Annotated in this window: 23 protein-coding genes; 14 read left to right on the top strand and 9 right to left on the bottom strand. The window is 73.0% G+C overall.

Annotated features, from left to right (window positions below; genetic code table 11):
• Positions 1 to 412: 412 nt before the first annotated feature.
• On the top strand, positions 413 to 1,816 hold the full coding sequence (locus ACH495_RS19345) for an AMP-binding protein (protein ID WP_396859114.1): 1,404 nt from the start codon (positions 413 to 415) through the stop codon (positions 1,814 to 1,816).
• A 52-nt stretch (positions 1,817 to 1,868) separates the two neighbouring features.
• Entirely contained in the window at positions 1,869 to 2,525 is a 657-nt protein-coding gene (locus ACH495_RS19340) for a 4'-phosphopantetheinyl transferase (RefSeq protein ID WP_396859113.1), read from the top strand.
• Here ACH495_RS19340 and ACH495_RS19335 read toward each other — a convergent pair.
• Positions 2,522 to 3,925 carry an acyl-CoA synthetase gene (locus tag ACH495_RS19335; protein WP_396859112.1) on the bottom strand — a complete coding sequence of 468 codons (1,404 nt, stop codon included), beginning with the start codon at positions 3,923 to 3,925 and terminating at the stop codon, positions 2,522 to 2,524. The genes ACH495_RS19340 and ACH495_RS19335 overlap by 4 nt on opposite strands.
• A 285-nt stretch (positions 3,926 to 4,210) precedes the next feature.
• Here ACH495_RS19335 and ACH495_RS19330 point away from each other — a divergent pair, with 285 nt between their 5' ends.
• From ACH495_RS19330 to ACH495_RS19315, 4 genes are all read left to right on the top strand, one after another.
• Positions 4,211 to 5,143 (top strand): ATP-binding cassette domain-containing protein, encoded by a 933-nt coding sequence (locus tag ACH495_RS19330; RefSeq protein WP_396859111.1) that lies wholly within the window; start codon positions 4,211 to 4,213, stop codon positions 5,141 to 5,143.
• Positions 5,140 to 5,880 (top strand): ABC transporter permease, encoded by a 741-nt coding sequence (locus tag ACH495_RS19325; protein WP_396859110.1) that lies wholly within the window; start codon positions 5,140 to 5,142, stop codon positions 5,878 to 5,880. The genes ACH495_RS19330 and ACH495_RS19325 overlap by 4 nt, the downstream gene beginning before the upstream one ends.
• A gap of 194 nt (positions 5,881 to 6,074) precedes the next feature.
• Positions 6,075 to 6,389: a DUF5988 family protein gene (locus tag ACH495_RS19320; RefSeq protein WP_396859109.1), complete on the top strand. Its 315-nt coding sequence runs from the start codon at positions 6,075 to 6,077 to the stop codon at positions 6,387 to 6,389.
• 18 nt (positions 6,390 to 6,407) lie between these two features.
• Positions 6,408 to 6,773, top strand: a complete 366-nt coding sequence (locus tag ACH495_RS19315; protein ID WP_396859108.1) for a VOC family protein — start codon at positions 6,408 to 6,410, stop codon at positions 6,771 to 6,773.
• 63 nt (positions 6,774 to 6,836) lie between these two features.
• Here the strand turns inward: ACH495_RS19315 and ACH495_RS19310 are convergent, their stop codons facing one another.
• Together ACH495_RS19310 and ACH495_RS19305 are read right to left on the bottom strand one after the other, a co-directional pair.
• Entirely contained in the window at positions 6,837 to 7,673 is an 837-nt protein-coding gene (locus tag ACH495_RS19310; RefSeq protein WP_396859107.1) for a glycosyltransferase family 8 protein, read from the bottom strand.
• Positions 7,674 to 7,816: 143 nt separating this feature from the next.
• Positions 7,817 to 8,641, bottom strand: coding sequence for an XRE family transcriptional regulator (locus ACH495_RS19305; protein WP_396859106.1), 825 nt, complete (start codon positions 8,639 to 8,641; stop codon positions 7,817 to 7,819).
• 600 nt (positions 8,642 to 9,241) lie between these two features.
• Here ACH495_RS19305 and ACH495_RS19300 point away from each other — a divergent pair.
• The 3 genes from ACH495_RS19300 (at position 9,242) to ACH495_RS19290 (ending at position 13,546) form a co-directional block, all read left to right on the top strand.
• Complete coding sequence (locus tag ACH495_RS19300) at positions 9,242 to 10,525, top strand: IS1380 family transposase (protein ID WP_396859105.1); 1,284 nt, start codon at positions 9,242 to 9,244, stop codon at positions 10,523 to 10,525.
• Between the two features lie 995 nt (positions 10,526 to 11,520).
• Entirely contained in the window at positions 11,521 to 12,387 is an 867-nt protein-coding gene (locus ACH495_RS19295; RefSeq protein ID WP_396859104.1) for a hypothetical protein, read from the top strand.
• 736 nt (positions 12,388 to 13,123) lie between these two features.
• Positions 13,124 to 13,546, top strand: a complete 423-nt coding sequence (locus ACH495_RS19290) for a hypothetical protein (RefSeq protein ID WP_396859103.1) — start codon at positions 13,124 to 13,126, stop codon at positions 13,544 to 13,546.
• A gap of 48 nt (positions 13,547 to 13,594) precedes the next feature.
• On the opposite strand, the gene ACH495_RS19285 is transcribed toward ACH495_RS19290, so the two are convergent.
• The gene (locus ACH495_RS19285) at positions 13,595 to 14,011 is read right to left on the bottom strand and encodes an ASCH domain-containing protein (protein WP_396859102.1); all 417 of its coding nucleotides are present in this window, start codon (positions 14,009 to 14,011) and stop codon (positions 13,595 to 13,597) included.
• Between the two features lie 43 nt (positions 14,012 to 14,054).
• Entirely contained in the window at positions 14,055 to 14,924 is an 870-nt protein-coding gene (locus ACH495_RS19280; protein WP_396859101.1) for an alpha/beta hydrolase family protein, read from the bottom strand.
• A gap of 112 nt (positions 14,925 to 15,036) precedes the next feature.
• On the opposite strand from ACH495_RS19280, the gene ACH495_RS19275 reads away from it, so the two are divergent.
• The gene (locus tag ACH495_RS19275) at positions 15,037 to 15,564 is read left to right on the top strand and encodes a GNAT family N-acetyltransferase (protein WP_396859100.1); all 528 of its coding nucleotides are present in this window, start codon (positions 15,037 to 15,039) and stop codon (positions 15,562 to 15,564) included.
• Position 15,565: 1 nt separating this feature from the next.
• Here the strand turns inward: ACH495_RS19275 and ACH495_RS19270 are convergent, their stop codons facing one another.
• Positions 15,566 to 15,979 carry an MmcQ/YjbR family DNA-binding protein gene (locus tag ACH495_RS19270; protein WP_396859099.1) on the bottom strand — a complete coding sequence of 138 codons (414 nt, stop codon included), beginning with the start codon at positions 15,977 to 15,979 and terminating at the stop codon, positions 15,566 to 15,568.
• Between the two features lie 163 nt (positions 15,980 to 16,142).
• On the opposite strand from ACH495_RS19270, the gene ACH495_RS19265 reads away from it, so the two are divergent.
• Genes ACH495_RS19265 through manD form a run of 4 tightly spaced genes read left to right on the top strand, consistent with a single transcriptional unit; the run spans position 16,143 to position 20,801 of the window.
• Entirely contained in the window at positions 16,143 to 17,258 is a 1,116-nt protein-coding gene (locus tag ACH495_RS19265) for a WD40/YVTN/BNR-like repeat-containing protein (RefSeq protein WP_396859098.1), read from the top strand.
• On the top strand, positions 17,255 to 17,551 hold the full coding sequence (locus tag ACH495_RS19260; RefSeq protein WP_396859097.1) for a MoaD/ThiS family protein: 297 nt from the start codon (positions 17,255 to 17,257) through the stop codon (positions 17,549 to 17,551). Before ACH495_RS19265 ends, ACH495_RS19260 begins: the two co-directional genes overlap by 4 nt.
• Before the next feature lie 48 nt (positions 17,552 to 17,599).
• Positions 17,600 to 19,549, top strand: a complete 1,950-nt coding sequence (locus ACH495_RS19255) for a beta-propeller domain-containing protein (protein ID WP_396859096.1) — start codon at positions 17,600 to 17,602, stop codon at positions 19,547 to 19,549.
• Positions 19,550 to 19,592: 43 nt separating this feature from the next.
• Positions 19,593 to 20,801: a D-mannonate dehydratase ManD gene (gene manD / locus ACH495_RS19250; RefSeq protein WP_396859095.1), complete on the top strand. Its 1,209-nt coding sequence runs from the start codon at positions 19,593 to 19,595 to the stop codon at positions 20,799 to 20,801.
• A gap of 10 nt (positions 20,802 to 20,811) precedes the next feature.
• On the opposite strand, the gene ACH495_RS19245 is transcribed toward manD, so the two are convergent.
• From ACH495_RS19245 to ACH495_RS19235, 3 genes are read right to left on the bottom strand one after another with little or no spacing between them, the layout of a single operon-like run.
• Positions 20,812 to 22,926, bottom strand: coding sequence for an alpha-glucuronidase (locus tag ACH495_RS19245; RefSeq protein WP_396859094.1), 2,115 nt, complete (start codon positions 22,924 to 22,926; stop codon positions 20,812 to 20,814).
• A complete protein-coding gene (locus tag ACH495_RS19240) occupies positions 22,923 to 23,612 on the bottom strand; it encodes a hypothetical protein (RefSeq protein ID WP_396859093.1) in 690 nt (229 codons plus the stop codon). The genes ACH495_RS19245 and ACH495_RS19240 overlap by 4 nt, the downstream gene beginning before the upstream one ends.
• Entirely contained in the window at positions 23,609 to 25,159 is a 1,551-nt protein-coding gene (locus ACH495_RS19235) for a xylan 1,4-beta-xylosidase (protein WP_396859092.1), read from the bottom strand. The genes ACH495_RS19240 and ACH495_RS19235 overlap by 4 nt, the downstream gene beginning before the upstream one ends.
• Between the last annotated feature and the right edge of the window lie 2 nt (positions 25,160 to 25,161).

The raw sequence follows: 25,161 nt of genomic DNA, 5'->3' as shown, positions 1-25,161 counted from the left end.
AAGGAAGTAGACCCGCCGGTAACTGCGCAAGAATGAAATCGAAATCGCTATTGCCCGGGTCCGCCGGATCGCGTTTCGGCGTGTCGTACGCGATTCGGCGGCCCGATTCCACCATCACCCGGGGACGCTTCCCGTCGCCCGAACGATCAACGCGAATCACTTTCATCCAGGGCCCACCGTCCACCCCCCACCTGCCGCTCCGGGCCGGTGACGTGGCGGCCGGGCGGGGCGTCCGGCCCGGGGGTAGGGGTTGTCTGCCGCCGGTCCGCCGCCTAATTTCGGACTGTCCGCCGTGGTCGGCGGATGACAATCCGCCGCACGACGGGGAGATCGGCCACGGGCCGCGCGCCCGGGACGTGAAGGGTTCGCGCGTGATCTGCCAACCACCGCCGAGACACCGGGCCCCGGTTCGATGACGCTCCTGCCCGGGCTGCGGGGGTCCGGGGCGGACCGTTCCGACGCGCTCCGGGTCGCCGGCCGGACGCTCTCCGCCGAGGCGCTGCTGGGCTGCGCGAACGCGGTCGCCGGCCGGATCCGGGGCGCCCGCGCGGTAGCGGTCGAGGCCGGGCCGAGCCTGGAGACGATGGTCGGGATCGTCGGCGCCGTCCAGGCCGGCGTGCCGGTGGTGCCCCTGCCGCCCGACGCCGAGGCGGGCGAGCGGCACCGCATCCTGCGCGAGTCCCGGGCCGACGTGCTGCTCGGCCCCACCACCGCCGGCCCCACCGGCGCCGGTGGGGCGCTGCCGATCGTCCCGGTGGACCTGCGGGAACGGTCCTGCGCCACGCACCCGGACCCGCTACCGGCCAGCGACGCGGTGATCCTCTACACCGGCGGTGTCGGCGGGCCCTCCCGCGGCGTCCGCATCTCGCACCGGGCCATCGCGGCCGACCTGGACCTGCTCGCCGCCGCCTGGCGGTGGAGCGCCGAGGACGTGCTCGTCCAGGGCGCGCCGCTGTTCCGGGCGTACGGGCTGGTGGTCGGCCTGCTCGGCGCGCTCCGGGTGGGCAGCCGCTTCGTCCACCTCGACCGGCACGCCACCGCCGGCCCGGCCGGCACCATCTACCTCGCGCTGCCCCGGCAGTGGGCGCGCATCGCCCGGGACGCGCCCCGGGCCCGGACGCTGTCCGGGGCCCGCATGCTGATCTCCGGCGACGCCCCGCTGGCGCCCGCCGTGGGGGAGCGGCTGCGGTTGCTGACCTCGCACCACCCGGTGGAGGGGTACGGCACCACGGAGACGCTGATCGTGCTCACCGGTCCAGCCGGCGCCCCGGCCACCCCGCTGCCCGGCGTGCAGACCCGGGTGCTCGGCCACGACGGCCGGCCGGTGGCCGCCGACGGCGACGCGGTAGGTGAGCTGAGCATCCGGAGCCCGACGATGTTCAGCGGGTACGCCGACCGGCCCGGGTCGCCGCCGCCGGCCGACGACTGGCACCCCACCGGCGACCTGGCCACCGTGGACCGGGCCGGCCGCCACCGGATCCTCGGCCCGGCCGGCACCGGCGTGGTGTGCTGCGGCGGCCGACCGGTGCCCGCCCGGCAGGTCGAGGAGGTGCTGCTCACCCATCCCGGAGTGCACGAGGTGGCGGTGGTCGGCACGCCGCACCGCACGCTCGGCGAGCAGGTCGTCGCGTACGTCGTCGCGGCGGCCGGGCTCACCGCCCAGACGCTCATCGACCACGTCGGCCGGCTGCTCTCGGCGGCGGCCCGGCCCCGCCGGGTGCACTTCGTCGACGAGTTGCCGCACAGCGCGCAGGGGCGGGTCCGCAAGTCGCTGCTGATCCGCCGGCACGGGCCGCCCCCCGTACCCGACCCCTGACCCCCGGCCGCGGGCCGGACAGATCCGGCGGGCACGCCCTACCATCCGGGGCGTGATCGAGCGGATCCTGCCGCCGGCCGTGGTGGTGGAGGAGTGCTTCACCGACCCGGTCGGGCTGCGCCTGCACCCGGCCGAGGAGCACGTCGTCGCGAACTCGGTGGCGAAGCGCCGCCAGGAGTTCACCACGGTCCGGCACTGCGCCCGGCGGGCGCTGGCCCGGCTGGGCCTGCCGCCGGCGGCGATCCTGCCCGGGGTCCGGGGCGCGCCCGGCTGGCCGGCCGGCGTCGTCGGCAGCATGACCCACTGTGACGGCTACCGGGGTGCCGCCCTCGCCCGCGCCGGGACGGTCGGCAGCGTCGGCGTGGACGCCGAGCCGCACGCGCCGCTGCCCGACGGGGTGCTGGACTCGGTCGCGCTGCCGGCCGAACGCACCCGCACCGCCGCGTTGCGCGCCACCCACCCCGCGGTCTGCTGGGACCGGCTGCTGTTCAGCGCCAAGGAGGCGGTCTACAAGACCTGGTTCCCGCTGACCGGCCGCTGGCTGGACTTCGCCGAGGCGGACATCGTGGTCGACCCGGCCGGCACGTTCACCGCCCGGCTGCTGGTGCCCGGCCCGCGGGTCGGCGGCGCGGAGCTGACCGCGTTCGACGGCCGGTTCCTGGTGGACCGGGGGCTGGTGCTCACCGCCGTCACCGTGCCCGCCCCCTAGGTCAGCCGGCTCTTCTGCACCTTGCCCATGGCGTTGCGGGGCAACGCGTCGACCAGCCGCACCTGCCGGGGCCGCTTGTGCACGGAGAGTTGCCGGGCCACGAAGTCGATCAGCTCGGCCTCGCCCAGCCCGTCCCCGACCACGTACGCGGTGACCTGCTGGCCCAGGTCGGGGTGTGGGGTGCCGACCACCGCCGCCTCCCGGACCCCGGGGTGGGCCAGCAGCGCGTCCTCCACCTCGCCCGCGCCGATCCGGTACCCACCGCTCTTGATCAGGTCGGTGGCGGCCCGGCCGACGATCCGGTGGGCGCCGTCGGGGCCGACCGTCGCCACGTCACCGGTGCGGAACCAACCGTCCCCGGTGCGGGCGGCCGCGTCGGCGTCCGGCCGGTTCAGGTAGCCGTCGAAGAGCGTGTCGCCGCGCACCTGCAACTCGCCCATGGTCTCCCCGTCGGCGGGCAGCGGCGTGCCCCGCTCGTCGACCACCCGGGTGCGCACGCCGGGCAGCGGCACGCCGACAGTGCCCGGCCGCCGGGGCCCGTCCGCCCGGGCGCTCACCGTGATCAGGGTCTCGGTCATCCCGTACCGCTCGACCGGCCGGTGGCCGGTCAGTTCGGTGAGCGCGGTGAAGACCGGCTCGGGGAGCGCGGCGCTGCCCGACACCAGCAGCCGGGCGCCGCGCAGCGCCCGCGCCGCCGCCGGCTCCGCCGCGATCCGCGACCAGATCGTGGGTACGCCGAAGTAGAGCGAGCCGGCGGCGGCCGCGTACCGGTCGGGGCGGGGCCGGCCGACGTGGTGCAGCCGGCCGCCGATGCGCAGCGGACCGAGCACGCCGAGCACCAGCCCGTGCACGTGGAACAGCGGCAGGCCGTGCGCCAGCACGTCCTCCGGCGTCCAGGCCCAGGCGTCGGCGAGCCCGTCCAGGCAGGCGGCGACCGCGCGGCGGGACAGCACCGCGCCCTTCGGCGCGCCCGTGGTGCCGCTGGTGTAGAGGATCAGCGCGGTGGCCGCCGGGTCGGGCTCGGGATGCCGGGTGTCGGAGCGGCGGGTCAGGTCCACCGGCAGGACCGGCGGCGCGGCGGGACCGTCGACGGCCGGCGTCCCGGGCGGCGCGAGCAGCACCTCGGCGGCGGAGTCGCGCAGCACGTGGTCGCGTTCCACCGGCCCGGCGTCCGGCGGCACCGGCACCACCGCCGCGCCGGCCAGCAGCCCGCCGACCACGCCGACCACGGTCTCCAGGCTCGACGTGGCGGGCACCGCGACCCGGCGTACCCCGTGCAGGTCGTCGGCGACCGCGGCGGCCGCCCGGCGCAGCTCCACCCAGGACAGCGCCCGGTCGTCGACCCGGATCGCGTCCGGTCGCTCGTCGGTGGACCGGTCGAGCCAGCTCAGCAGCGGCACGGGCGCCCCTCTCGCGATTCGCCGCCGGCGGCGGCGCCCCGACGGTAACCGGGCCGCCGACGGCCCGGCCACCCCTGCGGCGGTCACCGGCGGGGCGACACGCCGGGTGACCGGACGACACCCCTGGCGACCGGCCGACACCCCCGATTCATCGGCCGATGGGTTGAACCGCGCCTCGGTTGCCCGGATGATGAGCGGCGTCGGTCCGCCCTGCGGGTCGATCATGCCCGCACCCGACGCCGCGACACGCCGGCGGCACCCGTACGCGACGGAGGATCCCGCCAGATGCCGGTCATCGAAGTCGAGCACCTGCACAAGAGGTACGGCGACAAGGTGGCGGTCGACGACGTCTCGTTCACGGTGGAGCAGGGCGAGATCTTCGGGGTGCTCGGCCGCAACGGCGCCGGCAAGACCACCACCGTGGAGTGCGTGCAGGGCCTGCGTCGCGCCGACGGCGGCACCGTCCGCGTGCTCGGCCTGGACCCGATCCGCGACCGCACCGAGGTGCGCCAGCGGGTCGGCGCCCAGCTCCAGGAGAGCCAGCTCCCCGACAAGCTGCGGGTGCGTGAGGCGCTGGACCTCTACCGGTCCTTCTACCGCAACCGCGCCGACATCGACGAGCTGCTGGCCGACCTCGGGCTGGCCGAGCAGCGCAACACCGCGTTCCACAAGCTCTCCGGCGGCCAGAAGCAGCGCCTCTCGGTGGCGCTGGCGCTGGTCGGCCGCCCCGAGATCGCGATCCTCGACGAGCTGACCACCGGGCTGGACCCGAAGGGCCGGCGCGACACCTGGGACCTGGTCGAGCGGATCCGCGACCGGGGCGTGACGGTCGTGCTGGTCACCCACTTCATGGCCGAGGCCGAGCGGCTCTGCGACCGGCTCGCGCTCATCGACGCCGGTCGGGTGGTCGCCATCGACACGCCGGCCGGGCTGATGTCCCGGGTGGACGCGGAGCACCGGGTGCACTTCCGCCCGCTCGACCACCTCGACGACGCCCTGCTGTCCGCGCTGCCCGAGGTCAGCTCCGTCCGCCGCAACGGCGACGAGGTCACCGTCACCGGCGGTGAGGAGGTGCTCCAGGCGGTGCTGTCGGCGCTGACCGAGCGGAAGATCCGCTACACCGGCCTCCGGGTCGACCAGCCCACCCTGGACGACGCGTTCGTCTCGCTCACCGGCCACCCGGCCACCCCGCCGGCGCTCGACGGAAGGTCATCGTGAACGCCCTGTCCAAGCTCGTCGCCGTCGAGGCCAAGCTGTTCCTGCGGGAGCCGGTCTCGCTGTTCTTCGTCTTCGCGCTGCCGCTCGGCCTGATGCTGGTGTTCGGCCTGCCGCAGCGCGGCGCGCGCCCGGAGGCCACCGGAGGGCAGCACGGCGAGCTGACGTTCCTGCCGTCCATCGCGCTCTCCCTGACCATCGGGATGCTGGCGCTCTTCACGCTGCCCATGGCGCTGGGCATCTACCGGGAACGCAAGGTGCTGCGCCGGTTGGCCACCACCCCGGTCAGCCCGGCGTTGCTGCTCATCGCGCAGGTGGTGGTCAACCTGGCCATGGGCGTGGCCGGTGCGGTGGTCACCGCGGTCGGCGTACGCTTCCTGCTGGACCAGCCGGCGCCGGCCAACGTGCCCGGTTTCGTGCTGGCCTTCCTGCTCGGGGTGGCCTGCCTGTTCGCGATCGGCCTGCTGATCGCCGCGCTCGCCCCGTCGGCGCGGGCGGCGCAGTCCATCGGGCCGACGCTGTTCTTCCCGCTGCTGTTCCTGGCCGGGGCCTGGCTGCCCCGCGACCAGATGCCCACCGTGCTGGCCCGCGTCGGGGAATACTCGCCGTTGGGTGCCACCGTGGACACCATCTCCGCCGCATGGGCGGGGCAGACCCCGGCCGTGTCGCAGCTGCTCGTGCTGGCCGGCACCGCCGTCCTGGGCTGCCTGCTCGCCACCCGCCTGTTCCGCTGGGAGTAGGGCCCGGGGCGCCGCCGCTAGGGGGCGGCTAAGGGTACTTCGGAAGTGTGAGCTGGATTACGTTCGATTCGCACGGGAGATCGCCCCTCGGTTCCGTCTCGGCGGAACCGGCGGGCGAGTGCCCCGGCGCTTGCGCGCGGCATCGGTAGGCGCGCGCACGGCGAGGCGGAACGACGAACGACGGAGGTCGTGCCATGACAGCTTCTTCCGATCCCGCCCCGGCCGTCCGGACGGCGACGTCCTTCGTCAACGGTGACGACCGGACCGCTTGGCCGCTGACGGCCCACCAGATAGGCACGGACGCCGCCGGCATCGTCGAGGCGGTGCTGGAGGGCGGGCCGGCGACGTTGCCGGTCGAGCTGCGCAGCCACCGGGTGTCCCCGGTGGAATCCAAGATCAAGGTACGGCACTACGGGGGCTACGAGCACTTCGAGCGGGATCCGGCCGGCGTCGTCGACGGCGCACCGGCGGTCTTCCGCTGGACCGGCCGTACCCGTATCGCGGAGTGAACGAGAGGCGGTAAGGCGATGGGCGTCGGGGATCCGCGCAACGGTGCGCACCTGACGGTGACCGACGTGGCCACGGTGACCGCGTTCTACGCGGCGGTCTTCGAGGCCGTGCCGGTGCAGCGGGAGTGTCTGCTGGACGGCCGCGTCCTGCACGCCGAACTGGTGGTCGACGGCCACCGGCTGACGGTGAGCGAGTGGTCCGACCGCCCGGGTGACCCGGGCGGTCCGGGTGGCCCGCTGCCGCTCGCACCGGCCGATCCGCACCTGCTCGTGCAGCGGGCGCTGGCGGCCGGCGCGACGCTCGAACCCACCGGCGGCGGCCCACCGGTGGGGGTGGTGTTCCGGGACCCGGCCGGCCTGCGCTGGGCGGTGCCCGGCTCCTAGGTACCCGACGACGGGCGAACGGCCCCGCCCGATGGGCGGGGCCGTTCGTCGTGCCCGTGAGGGTCAGCGGCGCAGCGTCGAACCGAGGCCGCCGCCGCTGCGCCGCCGGTGCTGCCAGTAGAGGTCGCGCCGGGCGCCCCGCGGGAAGCCGGGCTGCCACGGCTTGACCGGGCCGGCGGTGTGGATGATCGACGAGTCGGTGAGCTTGCCGCCGAACTCCGGCTCCCGCCGCCAGGCCATCAGGTCGTTCCACCGCCACGGCAGCCGCAGCCAGTTCGCGTGCACCGCGAAGTTGAGCGCGTCCTGGTCCGGGTAGCGGGACTCGTGCGCGTGCCGGCGCAGGTAGGCCAGCGACACCTCGGTCACCTCGCACTCCTTCCAGCGCGGCACGTCGATCAGCAGCACGCCGGAGTTGAAGTAGAGCGCGTGCGGGTCGAGGTGGTCGTAGCCGGCCAGGCCGGGGATGCCGCCCATGTCCAGCAGCCGGCGGTTGAACGGGTCCCGCACCCCGCCGAGCGGCACCCCGCCCATGTCCACCTCGAACAGCGGCTTCAGGCTGTTCAGGCACATCGTGTCGCAGTCCAGGTAGAGCACCCGGCGCACGTCGTCCGGCAGCGCCGCCGGGACCAGCAGCCGCAGGTACATCGCCGGTGACAGGTAGGCCATCAGCGGGTCGCTGCCCTTGGACAGGTTCACCTGCGCGGCGTCCACCCGGAGGAACTCCACAGTGGCGTTCGGCCCGGCGATGCGGGTGAGCGTGGTCCGGGCGCTCGCCGGCACGTCGTCGGCGGCGACCAGCCAGTACCGGAGCTTCTCGCCCGGGTTCGACTCGGCGACTGTCGACATGACGACCGCGGCGTGTGCCGCGTACGCGTTGTCAAAGGTCAGGGTGAGGTCCACGGGTGCTCTCCTTCGCGGCGGTGCGTGAGCGCAACGTCGAGAAAAGTAGCCGCGGAATTGTCGGCCCGGCAAGGAATGCGCATTCGCTCAGGGGGTTCGACGAAACAACCCCTGAATTCGCCCCTCAATTCCACCGGTCCGGGTCAGCGGGTGAGACCGATCATGGCCGCGATCCGGGCGACGTCGGCCGCCGCCGGGTCGCACCGGGCGATCTCGGCGACGAGGGTACGCGCGACCGGCCGGCAGCGGACCTCGGCGGGAGCGATCCGATCGGCCTCGACCAGCACCCGGGCGGCAGCGGTGAGGTCGCCGGTGCCGAGGTGGGCGCGCGCGGCGTCGACGAGGTGGGCGGCGCGATGCTCGACCGGCAGCCGGGACCATCCGTCGGCGCGGATCGCGCTCCCGTGCCGGGTGACCGCTTCGGTGCTCTCGCCGAGTTCGAGGGCGGTCAGGAAGCGGGCCAGCAGGACGGTGGTGGGGCCGAACGCGGTGTGGTGCCGGTCGTCGTCGGTGGCGCAGCGGTCGGCGAGTACGGCGGCGCGGTCGGTCAGGTCGTCGGCGTGCCGGCGGTCGCCGCAGCCGGCGGCGGCGAGGCCGGCGTGGAGCAGCAGCGTTCCGCGTACCGCGTCGTCGGTCGTGGCGTCGGCGGCGGCGCGGGCGGCGGTGAGCGCGAGGCGGTGGCGACCCAGCGCACGCAGGGCCTGGCTCACGGCGATGGTGGCGGTGGCGGCGTGGGCGGGGTCGCCGGCGGTGGTGACGGCGCGGTCCGCGGCGAGCCAGGCGAGGTCGGGTTCGCCGAGCTTGACCAGCACCGCAGCGGTGATCCGGTAGGTGGGCACCAGCAGGTCGCGACGGCCGTGGGCGGCATCGAGCAGGGTGGGCAGGACACGCACAATTTGGGCGTAGTGGGCATGCTGGTAGGTGAACCAGGCGTGGGCGACGTGCGGCGCGGCCTGGTCCGCCGGCACCGGGAACGGCGGTGATAGGGGTCGAGGGTGGCGCGTACCGCCTCGACCCCGTCCAGCCGGGTTTCCGCTGCCGAGGGTGGCCGGTGAGGGCCGAGCAGGACCCCCGGGTCCAGGCGGGGCGCCTCGGCGATCTCCTGGATCACCGAGTAGCGGTCCAGCGTGCGTAGGCCGCGTTCGACCTTGTCGACCGAGCTCCTCGACCTGTCGAGCAGTCGCCGGCCGGTCGCCGGTGCGCTCCACGGGCGGGTGGACGGCCAGGGTGGACGCTCCGCGGCGCGGACACCCCCGGGACTTCACCCGGAAGGCGAGCAGTCTGAGGATCGGCGCTGCTTGCGGTGGCAGCGGATGCGTTCGGCGAGGTGGTTCAGGGTGCGGCTGGTCTTGGTCGACAGATGTCCTGCTTGGAGCCTCGCACCCTCGATCAAGGGCTGCCGCATCGACCCCTGGGCCGCAAGATCAGCTGCTAACCTCGGCCTTTCACGGCGGTCGTGATTTTGGGGGTCTGTGGACCGGCCGGAAATTGGCGAAGTGCCTGCCACGTAAGGGAAACTGTGCGGTGTCGAGTCGCCCAGTTGTCCCCGCGTGGAAGGCACTTCGTAGGTGCAGAGTACCCAGTGGTCCACAGGTTTGACCGTCGAGGCCGCCGGCCACGGCGTGGTGTCACACGTCGGCGCGGTGTTGTTGCGGATGCTCGCCGACCGCAGCGGGCTGACCGGTGGGTTGGCGCAGGCGGTAGCCCGGCGCGGATTCGTCCCGGGCCGTGACCGGGGTCGGGTGTTGACCGACCTGGCCGTGATGATCGCCGACGGCGGTGAGGCGATCAGCGACGTCGAAACCCTGCGCCGGCAGGGCGAGGTGTTCGGGCAGGTCGCGTCGCAGGCCACTTCCTGGCGGGCCCTGGACGAGGTCGGCCCCGCCCAGTTGCGTCGTATCGCCACGGCCCGGGCACGAGCGCGGGTCCATGTCTGGTCGCAGTTGGATCGGGTCCCGCCGGCGAAGGCCGCCGGGCGTGAGATCGGTGAAGGCACGGTCGTCATCGACGTTGACGCGTCGCTGCTACTCGCGCACTCGGAGAAGGAGAACGCGACACCGACCTACAAGCGCACGTTCGGGTTCCACCCGCTACTCGTCACGTGTGACAACACCAACGAGCTCCTCACGGTCAAGCTGCGTCCCGGCAACGCCGGGTCGAACACCGCCACGGATCATGTCGAGGTGTTGACCGACGCCCTGGCGCAGATCCCGGCCCCACACCGCCGTGACGTGCTCGTACGCGCCGACGGAGCCGGCGCCACCCACGTGTTCCTGGACTGGCTCACCGCCAAGAACAGCCCACGGCGCCGGATGCAGTACTCGATCGGGTGGCGCGTCGACGGCGACGACCACGCCGCGATCACCGCCCTGCCCGACACCGGGTGGACACCCGCGCTGAACGCCGACGGCGGGGTCCGCGACGGTGCGATGGTCGCCGAGCTGACCGGCCTGCTCAACCTGGGCGGGTGGCCCGACGGGATGCGCGTCATCGTGCGCCGCGAACGACCGCACCCCGGAGCGCAACTGACCCTGTTCGAAACCGTAGACGGGTGGCGTTACACCGCGTTCGTCACGAACACCCAGGTCGGGGCCCTGCAGTGGCTCGAAGCGCGGCACCGCGCCCACGCCCGCGCCGAGGACCGGATCCGCTGCGCGAAACAAGCCGGCCTCGGCCGACTCCCGTCACGGGTGTTCGCAATCAACCAAGCCTGGTGCGCCCTGACCGCGGTCGCCGCGCGTCTGGTCCACGGCCAACGCCGCCGACGGCTACGCATCCCCACGACCTGGCCCTGGGCCGACCAGATCACCGCCGCGTTCAACCGGATCACGGCCATCCCCGACCCCGGCTGACACCACAACCGCCGCCCCACCGACCGGAGGAACCCAGGAGACCACGCCCACCGCCGCGACAGACGGCCCCTCGCCATACCCACCCACCATCAGCATCGACCTACAACGATGGAACCGGGCGGGTCACACCAACACGTCAACCCCGCGAACGATCGAGGTTAGACACCACAATGATCACGAAGCTCGTGCCTGCCCTGCTATACGCCCCAACCGGTCACTACCCGACCAGCCGCACGACCCCGGAACTTGCAACCGCCCTGGAGCGCGAATGATCGAGGCTAATGCCAGCGCTAGCCAATCGAACCGGAAGTAAATAGGTGCTCATCGACGGGTTGCGCCGCCGCTACCTCTGATATAGAGTCGCGAAACTAAGTCAAGGGGAGGTTCGATGCGGACTGCTCTGCGCACCGGAGGTGCCGCAGCTTTTGGCACGATGCTGGCAGTGGCGATGTGCCCTGGAGTGTCGTATGCCGACTCTGGGAACTACACCGAGAACGTTTACACGAGTCACCGGCAAGCAGAGCAGTATTGGAACTCCTCTACCCGGAAGATGTATGTAAGCGCAATCGTCAGTGCGACACTGCCTGCTGGCTACTGCCTCGACTCTTGGTTCGATTGGACCACGCCGGAGGGCTCTAGCCACTACGACGGTCGCGGCGCGCGGACGTGTGTCAGCAATTACTCGATGTATGGAGACGTTGTCACCGAAGGTAACTCTGTGGCAGGTATGCAGAAGGCTGGCGGCGCCTACGGCCCGGATAACGCCACCACTTCCACCTCGTACCTGATAAATGCCCCAGGCTCCTCGATATCAATTGCAAGCATTAACGTCTCGATGACCCACAGCAACTGCACGATACGGTACTGGAAGCGGACAGCGGGTGCGGTGGACTACTGGGCTGGTGGCTCTGCCACGAGTGCGAGCTGTTGAGGAGATGACGTTGCGGAAGATGACGCCCCTAAGTCGGGCTGTGTTGGCCTATTCGCTTACGGGCGTGACGCTGATGAGCGCCCTGGCTGGCTGCGCTCGTCCAACCTCATCACCAATCGGAGACCGGGCTGCGGTGGTTGATCAGCTCGACCGCTTGTCGCAGCGGATTGGTGGAACACCGAGGCAGCGTACTGCGGGCGAGGTTTTGCAGTATCACGCGTATCAGGATCCCATTCGTGACTGTATGGCGAAGGCCAATTTCACCTACGAGCCTCCGCGGTTCACGGACCCGTACCGGGGACGGTCCGTCATTCACATGGGCATCGGCACTGGACAGTGGCTCGCGCCACTGGGAGAAGAGCGGATCGGCGTGACGGACACGGCCGAGATCGTTGGCCCGCAGGAGGACGCAGGTCCGAGCGCGAACTACCGTAGTTTGAGTCAGGCAGAAAAGGACAAGTTCGAGACGGCCCTTACTGGCTGCATACCCCGCGATACACCTGAGGTCAACTTTCCACCGGCTTACTACCCACTGACCGAGAAGTTCAATCAGATGCTGACAGCTGCATCGAAGAACGAACCTGTCAAGGCAGCTGGCAAGCAATACCCGGACTGCATGGCGAAGGGTAATTTCAAGGTCGACAAACACGACGATCTAATCGCATTGATACAGGCTCGCATAGGTAGCGCCCAGCCGCCCAAGCCGAATCATGCCGCCGACGCGAAGTGGTCCTCCGCCGTGGCCTTGGAGAGAGAAGCGGCACGCCTGGATACTGTATGCCGGAAACCGGCATACGACGCTGCACTCGAAGCAGTAGCTCCGGCCGCGTCGGAGTTTGAACGCACCGAAGCGGCCGAACTCACCCTTGTCGCTCAGCAATGGGATGACATGGAAAAGCGCGCAGCAGCCTATCCGGAATTTCCGCGGTAAAAAAATGCCCATAAAGAACAGCTGACTTTTCGTCTCGCAGTGGTGCCGCTCCACGGTCATGGCGATGCGCAGTTGTCGCATGCGCCGCCGACATGAGCGAACGACGGTCCGCAAAACCTGTTTAAGGCGAAGCAGACGTACGACCACTGCCGGATCGGCGCATCCGTTGGTCCGGCAGTGATCGCACGCGCCGAATACCTGGTCCATGCGAAAGCTTGTGGATGTCGACCGTGGCAGCTTGGCCTGCCGCCGAACCGGCGCGTCCTCGAGCCGCGCGGACCCAGTCTGGATCGAGTTGGCGCATCAGTTGCTGATGCAGGTGGGTCAGAGCACACGACTGCGCCAGGTCGAGCGGCCAGTGTTCGACGTCGGAGCCGCGAAAAGTTCCAGCAACAGGCCGAATGGCAGGGTTGGACCGATGTCCATTCGCGAAAGGCCGACCCCGACCTGGATCACCTCGTCGCCTCGGACGGCCGTGCAGAAAGACGGGACACGTGCAAGCCGTCAACCCCGGCGCAGTCCGGGTCACGCAGGCGCCAAGGCGGATGGCCGGAGTTCGGTAGGTTGCTCTTGGGTGCCGGGTCCTTCCGGTCAAGGCCCAGGAAGCGGGAGTGTCACCTCCACCCCGGGCCGCACTGTTTGTTGGGGCATTTGTGGACGACCTCAAGAACGGCCAAGCGCACTGATGGAGATCCGGTTTCATGGATTTCTGAAGATCACGGATTAGACTGCCGCCATGTCCGTCGATGCCCTGCCCGACCGTCCTCCGCTGGCACGCACCGTCGCGGTGGCGCAGGTGGCGCTGGTGGTCGCGTTCCTCGCCGTCGCCGCGCTCTGGCTGGGCCGGATGGTGTCGGCCGACGCCGGCCCGGCCGAGCTGCGCACCGGCGCGTACGACCCGAAGGATCTGGTGCCGTTCGGCATGCACGGCTGGAACCCGTTCATGTGGCTCTACGGCCTCACCGCGCTGCTCTATCCCGCCGGGTTGGCCAGCCCGCTGTTGGCCGGCTACGGCGTGGTGCTGCTGGCCCGGGACCGGCGGTCGCTGCCGCGCGGGCTGCGGGCACTGCTGCTGGCCGGCGTGGTGGCCGGTGCCATGGTGACCGTGCTGCGCTTCACGCCGGTCGGGGCGGACATGCAGGCGTGGTGGCTCGACTGAGTGGCGCCGGCGCGACGATAACTCACCCGGAGCGAATCGCGCGTGCCGTCACAGCGTCTCGACGAGGCGGAAGCGCTCCAGCACGGCCGGGGTGTCGTCGTCGACCGTGAACGCCGGGTCGCCGAGCCATCCCCGGTAGTCCTCGCCGTGCCAGTAGTCCTCATGGCCGGCGCGCCAGGCGGCGACCGACGCGTACCCCTCGCCCTCGTCCCGGGCGTGGTCGAGGTCCACGTCGCCGAGCCGGGCCACGCGGACCTCGACCAGCTCGATCACGGCCACCGGTCGGCCGGCGGAGTCGATCACCGCGAACCGACTGCCGACGGCCGGCAGCGGCTCGCCCTCGATCTCGTTGTCCTGGAGCAGCCCGGTGGTGCTGGTCTTCGTGCCGTCCAGCACGGCGGCGACCAACTGGTCACGCAGCGGGCCGGGAAAGGCGAACTCGTACGGGGGCAGCTCGGCGGTCATGGCCCGCAGCGTAGCCGCGACGCGGGTCGGCGGCGACGCGGTTTCAGCGCACGCGCGAGGGGAGCCAGTCGAGCAGCGCGGCCTCGTAGCGCGGGCTGACGGCGGCCAGCTCGTCGCGCCCGTCGAGGGTGGGCGCGTGGTCGCAGCCGGGCAGCCGGGTCACGGTCAGGTCGGCGTCGCGGGCCACCCGTCGCCACACCTCGATGCTCTCCTCGATCGGCACCCAGCCGTCGGTCTCGCCGTAGCAGAGCAGCACCGGGCCGGCCAGCCGGGCGAACACCGGCGCCGGGTCGAAGTCCATGTCGGCCCAGGTGCCCGGCCGCTCCGGCAGCTCGCGGGGCAGGAACGCCAGCGGGAACCAGGGTCGACCCACCGCGGCTGCCAGCTCCGCCTGCGCCGTCGGCCGGGGGACGTCGCCGCGCAGGAATCCCTCGGCGACCTCGCGCAGCCGGACCAGCTCGGCCACGTCGGCCGGCCCGTAGCCGTGTCGGCGTAGCTGCTCGGCGGTGCCGTAGCGCATCTGCACGGCCGGGCTGACCCCGCTGCATCCGACCAGGATCAGGAAGTCGACTGGGTGCGCGGCGGCGGTGACCGCCGCCGCCCAGGCGCCCTGGCTGAACCCCCACAGCCCGACCGGCGCGGGGCCGACGTGCCGGCGCAGCGCGGCCAGCGCGGCGGCGGCGTCCTCGGCCTGGTCGGCCAGCGGCACGTCGTGGCCGTCGACGCGGGGCCGGCGGTCGTAGCGCAGCACCGCCACGCCGGCCGGCGGCAGCAGCCGGGCGAGGTGCTGGTAGAGGAAGTAGGACCGCTGGTCGGCGTGCGAACCGTGCAGCACTACCAGCCCACCCCGGACCGGGCCGGCCGGCAGGTCGAGCGTCGCCGGCCGGGCCGACGCGCCGACGGTCGTCTCCATGCCGGGCAGTCAACCACGCCGCGCCGGCCCCGGCCGTCCCGTGCCGCCGGGTGCGTCGCGCATCCGCCTGCGTACGCTGGCGGGGTACGCCGCGACGACCGTGGAGAGCACGATGACCAGCACCACCACCCGTACCGCAGGGCCCGCCGACGTGGCCGCCCTGGTCGACCTGATCGAGTCGGCCTACCGGGGGGACCGGGCCCGGGCGGGTTGGACCCACGAGGCGGACCTGCTCGACGGGCAGCGCACCGACCCGGAGATGGTGGCCGCTGCGGTGACCGGCCCGGCCGGCGTGGTGCTGCTGGCGGAGCGGGACGGCGAGCCGATCGCCTGCTGCCAGGTGGAGCGCCGCGACGACCACGCCTACTTCGGCATGTTCGCGGTCGCGCCCGGTCACCAGGGCGGCGGGCTGGGTCGGGAGCTGCTGGCCGAGGCCGAGCGGTTCGCCCGCGAGCGCTGGCACGCCGGCGAGCTGCGGATGACCGTGATCGTCCAGCGTGCCGACCTGATCGCCTGGTACGAGCGGCGCGGCTACGTCCGTACCGGCGAGTTGAGCCCGTTCCCGTACGGCGACGAGCGCTTCGGCGTGCCGCGTCGCCCGGACCTGGCGTTCGAGACGCTGCGCAAGAAGCTCGGCTGACTCAGCCCGGCGGCCGGTCGACGCGGGCGGCCAGTTTCTTCGGGGCCAGCATGCAGTAGCTCTCGGTGAGCAGCTCGGCGACCTCGACCCAGTCCGTCGCGTCGTCGAGCGCCATCCCGACCACGTCGGCGCCCCAGCCCGGCGGGAAGAACGGCGGGCCGGCGGCGAGCAGCCCGGCGATCTCGTCGCCGGGGGAGCGGAACGTCAGCACGCAGAGCGGCTCGTCGGTCGCCGTGGCCCGGGCGGCTGCGGCCGGGTGGTCGGGGCCGACGGTGTAGGCGTGGGCGAACGTGCGGGTGCGGATCCGCCAGCGCACGCCCACCCAGGCCGGCTCCTCGTGGGTCTCCGGGAGGCCGAGGCAGACCGGCCGCAGGCGGTCGAGGTGGTCGGGTGGGACGTCTCCGGGGCCGGTCATGCGCGCAGGTTAACGACCCCCACCGACAACCGGACGGCCGGCGCGGCGTCCTTGCCGCCGCCGGTACGGACGTCGATTGTCGTAGGCGGGAGGACGACCCACCGATGAGTCTCGGCGCGATCCGTGGTCATACCCGCTGCACCTGCGGACAAAGGATGAGGACATGAGCGCAATTCGAGTACTTGTCGGCACGCGCAAGGGCGCGTTCCTGTTGACGTCGGACGAACGGCGCCGCGACTGGACGGTCGACGGTCCCCACTTCGGCGGCTGGGAGATCTACCACCTGACCGGCTCGCCGGTCGATCCGGACCGGCTCTACGCGTCCCAGTCCAGCGGCTGGTTCGGGCAGCTCATCCAGCGCTCGGACGACGGCGGCCGGAGCTGGGCCCCGGTCGGAAACGACTTCGCCTACGCCGGGGACGTCGGCGAGCACCTCTGGTTCGACGGCACGCCCCGGCCGTGGGAGTTCAAGCGGGTGTGGCACCTCGAACCGTCCCGCCACGACCCCGACACGGTGTACGCGGGCGCGGAGGACGCCGCGCTCTACGTCTCCACCGACGGCGGCGAGAAGTGGTCCGAGCTGACCGCGCTGCGCCAGCACCCGAGCGGTCCCGGCTGGCAGCCCGGCGCGGGCGGGATGTGCCTGCACACGATCATCCTGGACCCGGCCGACCGCGACCGGATCTACGTGGCGATCTCGGCGGCGGGGGCGTTCCGCAGCGACGACGGCGGCGCGAGCTGGCTGCCGATCAACAAGGGGCTGCGGTCGGGGGAGATCCCGGACCAGGATTCGGAGACCGGCCACTGCGTGCACCGCCTCGCCCAGCATCCGTCCCGGCCCGACACGCTGTTCATGCAGAAGCACTGGGACGTCATGCGCACCGACGACGCGGGCGGGAGCTGGCGCGAGGTCAGCGGCAACCTCCCGTCGGACTTCGGCTTCCCGATCGCGGTGCACGCGCACGAGCCGGAGACGATCTACGTGGTGCCGATCACCAGCGACTCGCTGCACTACCCGCCGGAGGGCCGGCTGCGCGTCTACCGCAGCCGCACCGGCGGCGAGCACTGGGAGCCGCTGACCGAGGGCCTGCCGCAGTCGCACTGCTACGTCAACGTGCTGCGCGACGCGATGGCTGTCGACACGCTCGACGAGTGCGGGATCTACTTCGGCACCACCGGCGGGCAGGTCTACCACTCGGCGGACGCCGGCGACAGTTGGGCGCCGATCGTGCGCGACCTGCCGCCGGTGCTCTCCGTCGAGGTGCAGGTGCTGCCGTGATCCGGGTCGTGCTGCCGGCTCACCTGAAGAACCTGGCGCACGTCACCGGCGAGGTACGCGTCGAGGTGGCCGGGCCGCCCACCCAGCGCGAGGTGCTCGACGCGCTGGAGACCGCGTACCCGATGCTGCGGGGCACGATCCGCGACCGGCACAGCGGCGCGCGCCGTCCGTTCGTCCGCTTCTACGCCTGTGAGCTGGACCTGTCCCACGAACCGCCGGACGCGCCGCTGCCCGAGGAGGTGGTCGTCGGCAAGGAGCCGTTCATCGTGCTCGGCGCGATGGCCGGCGGCTGAGCCGACGAACCGGGGAACCGTGTCCGGGACGGCCGCGTCTGAGGGCTCATGACTGGTGGCAGATCTCGAACCGTCGGATGGGCGACAGTCGTCGCGCTGACCCTCGCCGGCTGCACCGCCGCACCGCCGGCCGCGCCGCCGCCCCGGGACCGGGGCGGGCCGGCCGGCGGGCTGCGGTTGGTCGCGTTCGACTCCTGCGACGCGGCGTTGCGGCAGTTCCGGGCCGCCGCGCGGGCGACGGTCGGCCCGTGGGGCGTCGGACCGGACGGCGACGCCGTGCCGTTTGCCGCCGCCGAACGGGCCGGCGCACCGGCCGCCCCGAAGGACGCGGCGAGCGCGCCCACTGCCGGTTTCTCCGGCACCACCGTGCACGAGGCCGGCGTGGACGAGCCGGACCTGGTCAAGACCGACGGCCGGCGGATCGTCACGGTGGCCCGGGGCGTGCTGTCAGTGGTGGATCCGGCGAGCCGCCGGCTGACCGGCCGGCTGGCGATCGACCCGACGGTCGGGGAGCGGTTCGCCGGGGGCGACACCAGCCTGCTGCTGCACGGCGACCGGGCGCTCGTGCTGCTCCCGGCCCGCCAGGTGACCAAGGCCGCCGCGCCGAAGGGGCGGCTCGTCCCGGACGCGCCCCAGGCCCGGCTGGTCCTGGTCGACCTCGCCGGGGCGCCGCGGATCCTCGGTGACTACCGGATCGACGGCAGCATGGTCGACGCGCGGCAGGTCGGCGCGACCGCCCGGGTGGTGGTCCGCTCCACGCCCCGGTTGGCCTTCCCCACGCCGGCCCGGGGCACCGACGCGCAGCGGACCGCCGCCAACCGGGCCGTCGTCGACCGGGCCACGATCGACGACTGGCTGCCCCGGTACGAGGTCCGCGCGGGCGGCCGCACCGTCGCCGGGCGGGTGGACTGCGACCGGGTGAGCCGGCCGGCCGGCTTCTCCGGCGCCGCGATGGTGACCGTGCTCAGCTTCGATCTCGGCGCGTCCACGCTCGGCACCGGCGACCCGGTGACCGTCGCGGCCGACGGCGACACGGTCTACAGCAACGGCTCCCGGCTCTATCTCACCAACGACCAGCACCGGCGGATGCCGGTGGCGTCGCCGGGCGGGGCGGACGGCGGCACCGAGATCTACCAGTTCGACCTCACGGCGGGCACCCCGCGCCACGTCGCGTCCGGCTCGGTGCCGGGCTGGCTGATCAACCAGTACGCGCTGTCCGAGTGGAACGGTCACCTGCGGGTGGCCACCACCACCGGCGACCGGTGGGGTCGCGGGGGCGGGTCCGCCTCCGGCGTCTACGTGCTGCGGCCCGACGGCCCGAGGCTCACCCGGGTCGGCCAGGTCACCGGGCTGGGCCGGGGCGAGCGGATCTTCGCGGTGCGGTTCCTCGGCCCCACCGGCTACGCGGTGACGTTCCGGCAGACCGACCCGCTGTACGCGGTGGACCTGCGGGACCCGGCCGCGCCCCGGGTGACCGGCGAACTGAAGATCAACGGGTACTCGGCGTACCTGCATCCGGCCGGGGACGGTCGGCTGCTCGGGGTCGGGCAGGAGGCGACCGACCGGGGGCGGGCCCTGGGCACCCAGGTGTCGCTGTTCGACGTCGCCGACCCGGCCCGGCCGACCCGGATCGCCCGGCACCACGTCGCGCAGGGCTGGTCCGACGCGGAGTCCGACCCGCACGTGTTCCTCTACTGGGCGCCGGAGCGCCTGGTGGTGCTGCCGGTGAACCGGCCGGGCGTGGTGACCGACCGGGCCGGCGCGGAGGGTCGCCGGGGCGCACCGCGCAGCGGGATGCTGGCGCTGCGGGTCGGCGACGGCGGGTTCACGGTGGCCGGCACGATCGAGCATCCGTCGCCGCTGGACGACGGCGGGGAGTGGACGCCGGTCCGCCGGTCGCTGGTGGTCGACGGCGTGCTGTGGACCGTCTCCGACGCCGGGTTGAAGGCGACCGCCCTGGCCACCATGAAGGCGGTGGCCTGGGTGCCGACCAGCTGACGCCGCGCCTCCGTACCCATGCATGTCTGTTAATGTCTTGGCGATGAGGATCGTCGATGCTCGGGTCATCCTGACCTGCCCCGGCCGCAACTTCGTCACCCTCAAGGTGGTCACCGACGAGGGCGTCACCGGGGTCGGCGACGCCACCCTCAACGGCCGGGAGCTGGCCGTCGCGTCCTACCTGCGCGACCACGTGGTGCCGCTGCTGATCGGGCGCGACCCGGCCCGGATCGAGGACACCTGGCAATACCTCTACCAGGGCTCCTACTGGCGGCGCGGGCCGGTCACGATGAGCGCGATCGCGGCGGTGGACACCGCGCTCTGGGACATCAAGGGCAAGGTCGCCGGGCTGCCGGTCTACCAGTTGCTCGGCGGCCGGTCCCGCGACGGCGTGACCGTGTACGGCCACGCCAACGGCGAGACCGTCGACGAGGTGCTGACCGAGGTCGCCCGCTACGTCGACCTCGGCTACCGCGCGGTGCGCGTGCAGTGCGGGGTGCCCGGCCTGCCCCGCACCTACGGCGTCAGCACCGACAAGATGTTCTACGAGCCGGCCGACGCCGCGCTGCCCAGCGAGACCACCTGGTCCACCGAGGCGTACCTGGCCCACGTGCCGAGCGTGTTCGCCCGGGTCCGTGACGAGTTCGGCCCCACCCTCCGGCTGCTGCACGACGTGCACCACCGGCTCACCCCGATCGAGGCGGCGCGGCTCGGCCGCAGCCTGGAGCCGTACGCGCTGACCTGGATGGAGGATCCGGTCCCGGCGGACCTGCCGGAGGGCTTCCGGCTGATCCGCCAGCACACCACCACCCCGATCGCCGTCGGTGAGGTCTTCACCAGCATCTGGGACGCCGCGCAGCTCATCCGGGAGCAGCTCATCGACTACGTCCGCGCCACTGTGGTCCACGCCGGTGGGCTCAGCCACCTGCGTCGCATCTTCGACCTCGCGGCGCTGCACCACGTCCGCAGCGGCTCGCACGGGGCCACCGACCTGTCGCCGGTCTGCATGGCCGCCGCGCTCCACCTCGACCTCGCCATCCCGAACTTCGGCCTCCAGGAGTACATGCGGCACACCGAGGCCACCGACGAGGTCTTCCCGCACGGCTACCACTTCGCCGACGGCTACCTGCATCCCGCCGAGACGCCCGGCCTCGGGGTGGACATCGACGAGGCGGCGGCGGCCCGCTTCCCGTACGCGCCCGCCTACCTGCCGGTGAACCGGCTGACCGACGGGACGGTGCACCCGTGGTGACCGCGCCGGCTCACCAGATGCGGCGACCGTGCGCGTCCGGCACCCCGGACTTGCGGAAGAAGTACGTGTTGACCTGGTCCCGCCACTCGGTGGCGCTACGGACCTGCTCGTCGAGGCGCTCCGCCACCCGGTCGTGCACGTCCGGCTCGATCAGGCCGGCGAGCCGGCGCCACCGCTCGCGCATCGCCACCACCTGCTCGACGCCGGCGAAGTGCGTGTCGTAGATGTGCTGGATCACCGTGCGGCCGCTGTGCAGGACGTGGTGGTAGGGCACGTGGTGGAAGAAGAGCAGCAGCTCGTCCGGGCACCGCTCGCGTGACTCGTACACCTTCGACCAGGGGGCCGGGTACTGGCCGGTGAACCCGGTCCCGGTCGCCCGGGTGCGGTCCACCCCGACGCCGTCCCGGTCGGCGAAGTGGTAGGTGCCCCAGGGCGTGTACTCGTAGCCGTCCACGTCGGGCCCGTAGTGGTGCCCGGGCCGCACCATGAAGCCGACGCCCAGCGGCGCGGTGTAGCACTCGTAGGTGCGCCACGAGTCGTCCATGACCTCGTGCAGCGTCCGCCGCAGCCGTTGCGGGTCACCGGTCGCCGGCCAGGTCAGGCCGATCCACTCGTCGAGGACCGCGCCGGGGTCCAGGTGGGGGTCCCAGGCGAGCCGGCCGACGGCGTACAGGTTGGCCTGGGCCAGCGGGTGCCCGGTCCAGAACGGGTCGTCCCCGGTGTTGGCGACGCCGACCAGGCCGCCGCCCCGCGCGCCGGCGACCACGTCGGCGACCGTGCCGCCGCCGTCGCCCCGGGGCGCGAACCGCAACACCTCGCTCCACCAGGGGCCGAGCCAGCAGACGTGCCGCTGCTGGCCGGTGTACTCCTGCGTCACCTGCACCTCGACCGCCATCCGGGTGGCCGGCATGGCCAGCAGCAGCGGCGACACCGGTTCGCGCGGCTGGAAGTCGACCGGACCGAACTTCACCTGGAGGACCACGTTGTCGGCGAACCGGCCGTCCAGCGGCACGAAGTGGTCGTACGCGGCCCGGGCCCGGTCCGTCGACCGGTCCCGCCAGTCCTGGCGGTGGTCGTAGACGAAGGCCCGCCAGTGCACCACGCCCCCGTACGGCGCGAGCGCCCCGGCCAGCAGGTTCGCCCCGTCGGCGTGGTCGCGCCCGTAGGTGAACGGGCCGGGCTGGCCCTCCGAGTCGGCCTTCACCAGGAATCCGCCGAAGTCCGGGATGCGCTCGTACACCCGCCCGGCGGCGGCGGCCCACCAGGCCCGCACCCGGTCGTCGTACGGGTCGGCGGTGGGCAGGCCGCCGAGGACCACCGGGGCGGCGAACGTGACCGCGAGGTGCACCCGCACGCCGTACGGCCGCAGCACGTCCGCGATCTCCGCCACGTCACCCAGCCGGTCGGTCAGCAGCCGCGCCTCGGTGTCGTGCACGTTGACGTTGTTCACCGCGATCGCGTTGATCCCGCAGGCGGCCAGCAGCCGCCGGTAGTCCCGCACCCGGGCCGTGTCCCGGCGCGCGGCGCCGTCCCGCCAGAAGATCGAGCCGCCGGCGTAGCCGCGCTCCACCTGCCCCGACACCGGGTGCACTGCCACGTTGTCCCAGTGGTCGAGCATCCGACGGGACAGGGCCGGCCGGTGCCGCCGCGCCGGCCGGTCGGCGTCGAACGTCGCCGCGCCCAGCCGGACCACGTGGAACAGCCCGTACAGCAGGCCGGCCGGCGTGTCGGCCAGCACCACCGTCACGCCCGCCGTCCGGGCGGTCAGGAACCCCTCGTCGCCGAGCGTGCCGTCGCCCCGGCCGTTCACCGCCGGCGTGGCGGCGAGGCGGACCGCCTCCGCCGTCGCGTTCGCGAGCGGACCGGCGTCGCGCAGCGCGAGCACCAGGTCGGCGTCGACCTCCCAGGACGGGGAGCGCCACACCCGACCGCCGTACCGGGCGCAGGCCCGCGTCACCTCGTCCAGCACGGTGTCCACCAGCGGGCCGGAACCGTGCACCAGGACGCCTCGGGTGCCGAGCGCCCGGAACGCCTCCGGCGGCAGCCAGGCGGCGTGCCAGGTGGTCGTCTGCACCGGCATCGGCTCCGCGCCGCTCACCGGCCCGTCCGTGGCAGCGGTACTCACGCGGTGAACTCCCTCCGGATCACGTCGATCATCGGGTCGCCGATCCGCAGCAGCGCCAGCACGAGAACCGCGCCCAGGAGCGCGAGCACCGCCTCGGAGAAGACGGCGGTGACGCCGGCGGCGGCGCACAGCAGGACGGCGTTGCCGACCGTGACGCCCGGCGTCCGGACCAGGAAGTAGCCGGCCAGCCGGACCACGTCGCGGGTGCGGAACGTGAACAGCGAGACGATCACCAGGGCGTTCGCCCCGACCAGGGCCACGCCCGCGCCGACCAGCACCAGCGGCGCCGCCCACCAGGCCGGCACCGCGGCGGCGGGCAGGTGGGCCAGGTTCACCGCGATGAGCGTCAACCACGCCAGCGTCGGCACCCACACCCGCAGCACGCCGGCGAGGTTGGCCCGGTAGGCCCGCCGGAACGCGGCGGCGGGCCGCAGGTCGGTCAGGTCGGGGCGCTGGTGACGCAGGGCGTGGAGCGCGGCCGAGACGGCCGGTCCGACCGGCAGCAGGCAGACCGCGACCAGCGGCAGGTTGCTGACGTCCCGGTCGAGCAGCACCAGCGCGGCCAGCCCCGGCACGGTGGTGAGCAGGAGCAGCAGCTCGACGACGAGCAGGATGTGCACGGCCGCGGCGGCCCGCGACAGCGGTCCGTCACCGAACTCCCGCCGGCCGGGCACGGTGTCGCTCACGACGGCTCCCGCCGGGCCGCCGGTGCCGGCTCGTCGGGCGGGTCGAGCAGCCGGTCGTCGTCCCACCACGGCGGCGTCTCGTCCACCACCGGGGTCAGCTCGACCAGCGTCACCTCGTGCCGGGCGAGCGTCAGGTCGACGTCGACCCGGCCGGCGGCGACCGGCAGGGCGCGGTGGCTGCGGGCCGGCTCGGCGGCCTCCCGCAACGCGTCGAGCTGTCGGGGCCGGGGCGAGCGCGGGCTGCCCATCTCCCGCCAGGCCGCCCGGACGTTGCCGGCGTCCTCGCTCACCGAGGAGCGGAGCTGGAACGCGGACGAGGTGCCGGGCGGGCCGAGCGGCACCGACAGCGCCACGGTGTGCCCGGCCGGCGCCGGCGCCCGCCCGGTGACGTCGACCGGCGCCCAGGCCAGCACCGCGACCCGGCCGTCCGGGTGTCGGGTGACCAGGTGGTCGGGGCCGCGGGCGAGCACGTCCTCGCCGAGCCGCGCCATGAACGCGTACAGGTGGTAGGTGGGTTTCTTGAGCTGCCGGTGGGCGAGCAGCCCGAAGCCGCCGTGCAACGGCGCGGTCGGCACGCCGACCTCCTCGAACACGTCGCTGAACGTCCAGTACGAGAACGAGTCGACCAGGTCCCCACCGCCGGCCAGCACCGGCGCCAGGTAGGCGGCGTGGAACGCGGTGTCGTGGACCGGGTTGTCCGGCCGGTAGGAGGAGTTGAACTCGGTGATGTGCACCGGCCGGTCCGCCAGCGCGGTCCCGGCCAACCGGCGGCGGGGCGCGGCGAACTGCTCCAGCAGCTCCGCCGCCGGGGCCAGCGTCTGGCGGGTGCCGAACGGCACGTGCCGGGCCGGGCCGGAGGTGTACGCGTGGCGGCTGACGAAGTCGACGGGCACGTCGCGGGCGGCGACGAACTCGGCGAACGGCGCCAGCCACTCGTCCGCGCCGGGGGAGATGGCCGGGCCGCCGACCTGGAGCGCCGCGTCGACGTCCTTGACCGCGTGCGCCGACACCTCGTACAGGCGGTGGTAGGCGGCCTGGTCGGCGTCCCGCCAGAACTCGGGCAGGTTGGGCTCGTTCCACACCTCGATCGGCCAGCCGCGCACCTCGTCCAGGCCGTACCGGTCGACCAGGTGGGCCACCGTGGCGCGGACCAGGTCACCCCATTCCGCGAAGGAGCGCGGTGGCGTGACGTTGCCCCGCCACCAGAACACGGTCTGCTCCCCGGAGGCGAGCGCCGACGGCATGAAACCCAGCTCCACGAAGGGCCGGACGCCCAGCTCCAGGTAGGCGTCGACGACCTGGTCGACGTACGTGAACGCGTGGTGCACCCGGCGTTCGCCCCGGTACTCGTACGGGCGGTGCACGCCGACGCCGTCGCTGAACAGCCCGTGCCCGCGGATGTGCCGGAACCCGATGTCCCGCTGCACGAGCGCCAGCGAGTCCTGGTAGTCCCGGCGCAGCGCCAGGTCGAACCGTCCGGTGCCCACGCAGGTCCGCCAGGCGTCGGTCAGCCGGCCGGTCGGCCGGTCGGGCACGGTACGGCGCATCG

Origin of the sequence: Micromonospora sp. NPDC018662 (assembly GCF_044391475.1) — a bacterium.
Lineage (GTDB): Bacteria > Actinomycetota > Actinomycetes > Mycobacteriales > Micromonosporaceae > Micromonospora.
Note: the sequence above shows the minus strand (reverse complement) of the source record. Positions and strands in the feature narration are given on the sequence as shown.

What these genes read in the sequence shown, in the direction of transcription:
- ACH495_RS19290 (WP_396859103.1), top strand. Translation starts at nt 13,124, where the DNA reads ATGTCCGTCGATGCCCTGCCCGACCGTCCTCCGCTGGCACGCACCGTC.
- ACH495_RS19285 (WP_396859102.1), bottom strand. Translation starts at nt 14,011, where the DNA reads ATGACCGCCGAGCTGCCCCCGTACGAGTTCGCCTTTCCCGGCCCGCTG.
- ACH495_RS19280 (WP_396859101.1), bottom strand. Translation starts at nt 14,924, where the DNA reads ATGGAGACGACCGTCGGCGCGTCGGCCCGGCCGGCGACGCTCGACCTG.
- ACH495_RS19320 (WP_396859109.1), top strand. Translation starts at nt 6,075, where the DNA reads ATGACAGCTTCTTCCGATCCCGCCCCGGCCGTCCGGACGGCGACGTCC.
- ACH495_RS19270 (WP_396859099.1), bottom strand. Translation starts at nt 15,979, where the DNA reads ATGACCGGCCCCGGAGACGTCCCACCCGACCACCTCGACCGCCTGCGG.
- ACH495_RS19345 (WP_396859114.1), top strand. Translation starts at nt 413, where the DNA reads ATGACGCTCCTGCCCGGGCTGCGGGGGTCCGGGGCGGACCGTTCCGAC.
- ACH495_RS19330 (WP_396859111.1), top strand. Translation starts at nt 4,211, where the DNA reads ATGCCGGTCATCGAAGTCGAGCACCTGCACAAGAGGTACGGCGACAAG.
- ACH495_RS19255 (WP_396859096.1), top strand. Translation starts at nt 17,600, where the DNA reads ATGACTGGTGGCAGATCTCGAACCGTCGGATGGGCGACAGTCGTCGCG.
- ACH495_RS19265 (WP_396859098.1), top strand. Translation starts at nt 16,143, where the DNA reads ATGAGCGCAATTCGAGTACTTGTCGGCACGCGCAAGGGCGCGTTCCTG.
- ACH495_RS19275 (WP_396859100.1), top strand. Translation starts at nt 15,037, where the DNA reads ATGACCAGCACCACCACCCGTACCGCAGGGCCCGCCGACGTGGCCGCC.
- ACH495_RS19315 (WP_396859108.1), top strand. Translation starts at nt 6,408, where the DNA reads ATGGGCGTCGGGGATCCGCGCAACGGTGCGCACCTGACGGTGACCGAC.
- ACH495_RS19235 (WP_396859092.1), bottom strand. Translation starts at nt 25,159, where the DNA reads ATGCGCCGTACCGTGCCCGACCGGCCGACCGGCCGGCTGACCGACGCC.
- manD (WP_396859095.1), top strand. Translation starts at nt 19,593, where the DNA reads ATGAGGATCGTCGATGCTCGGGTCATCCTGACCTGCCCCGGCCGCAAC.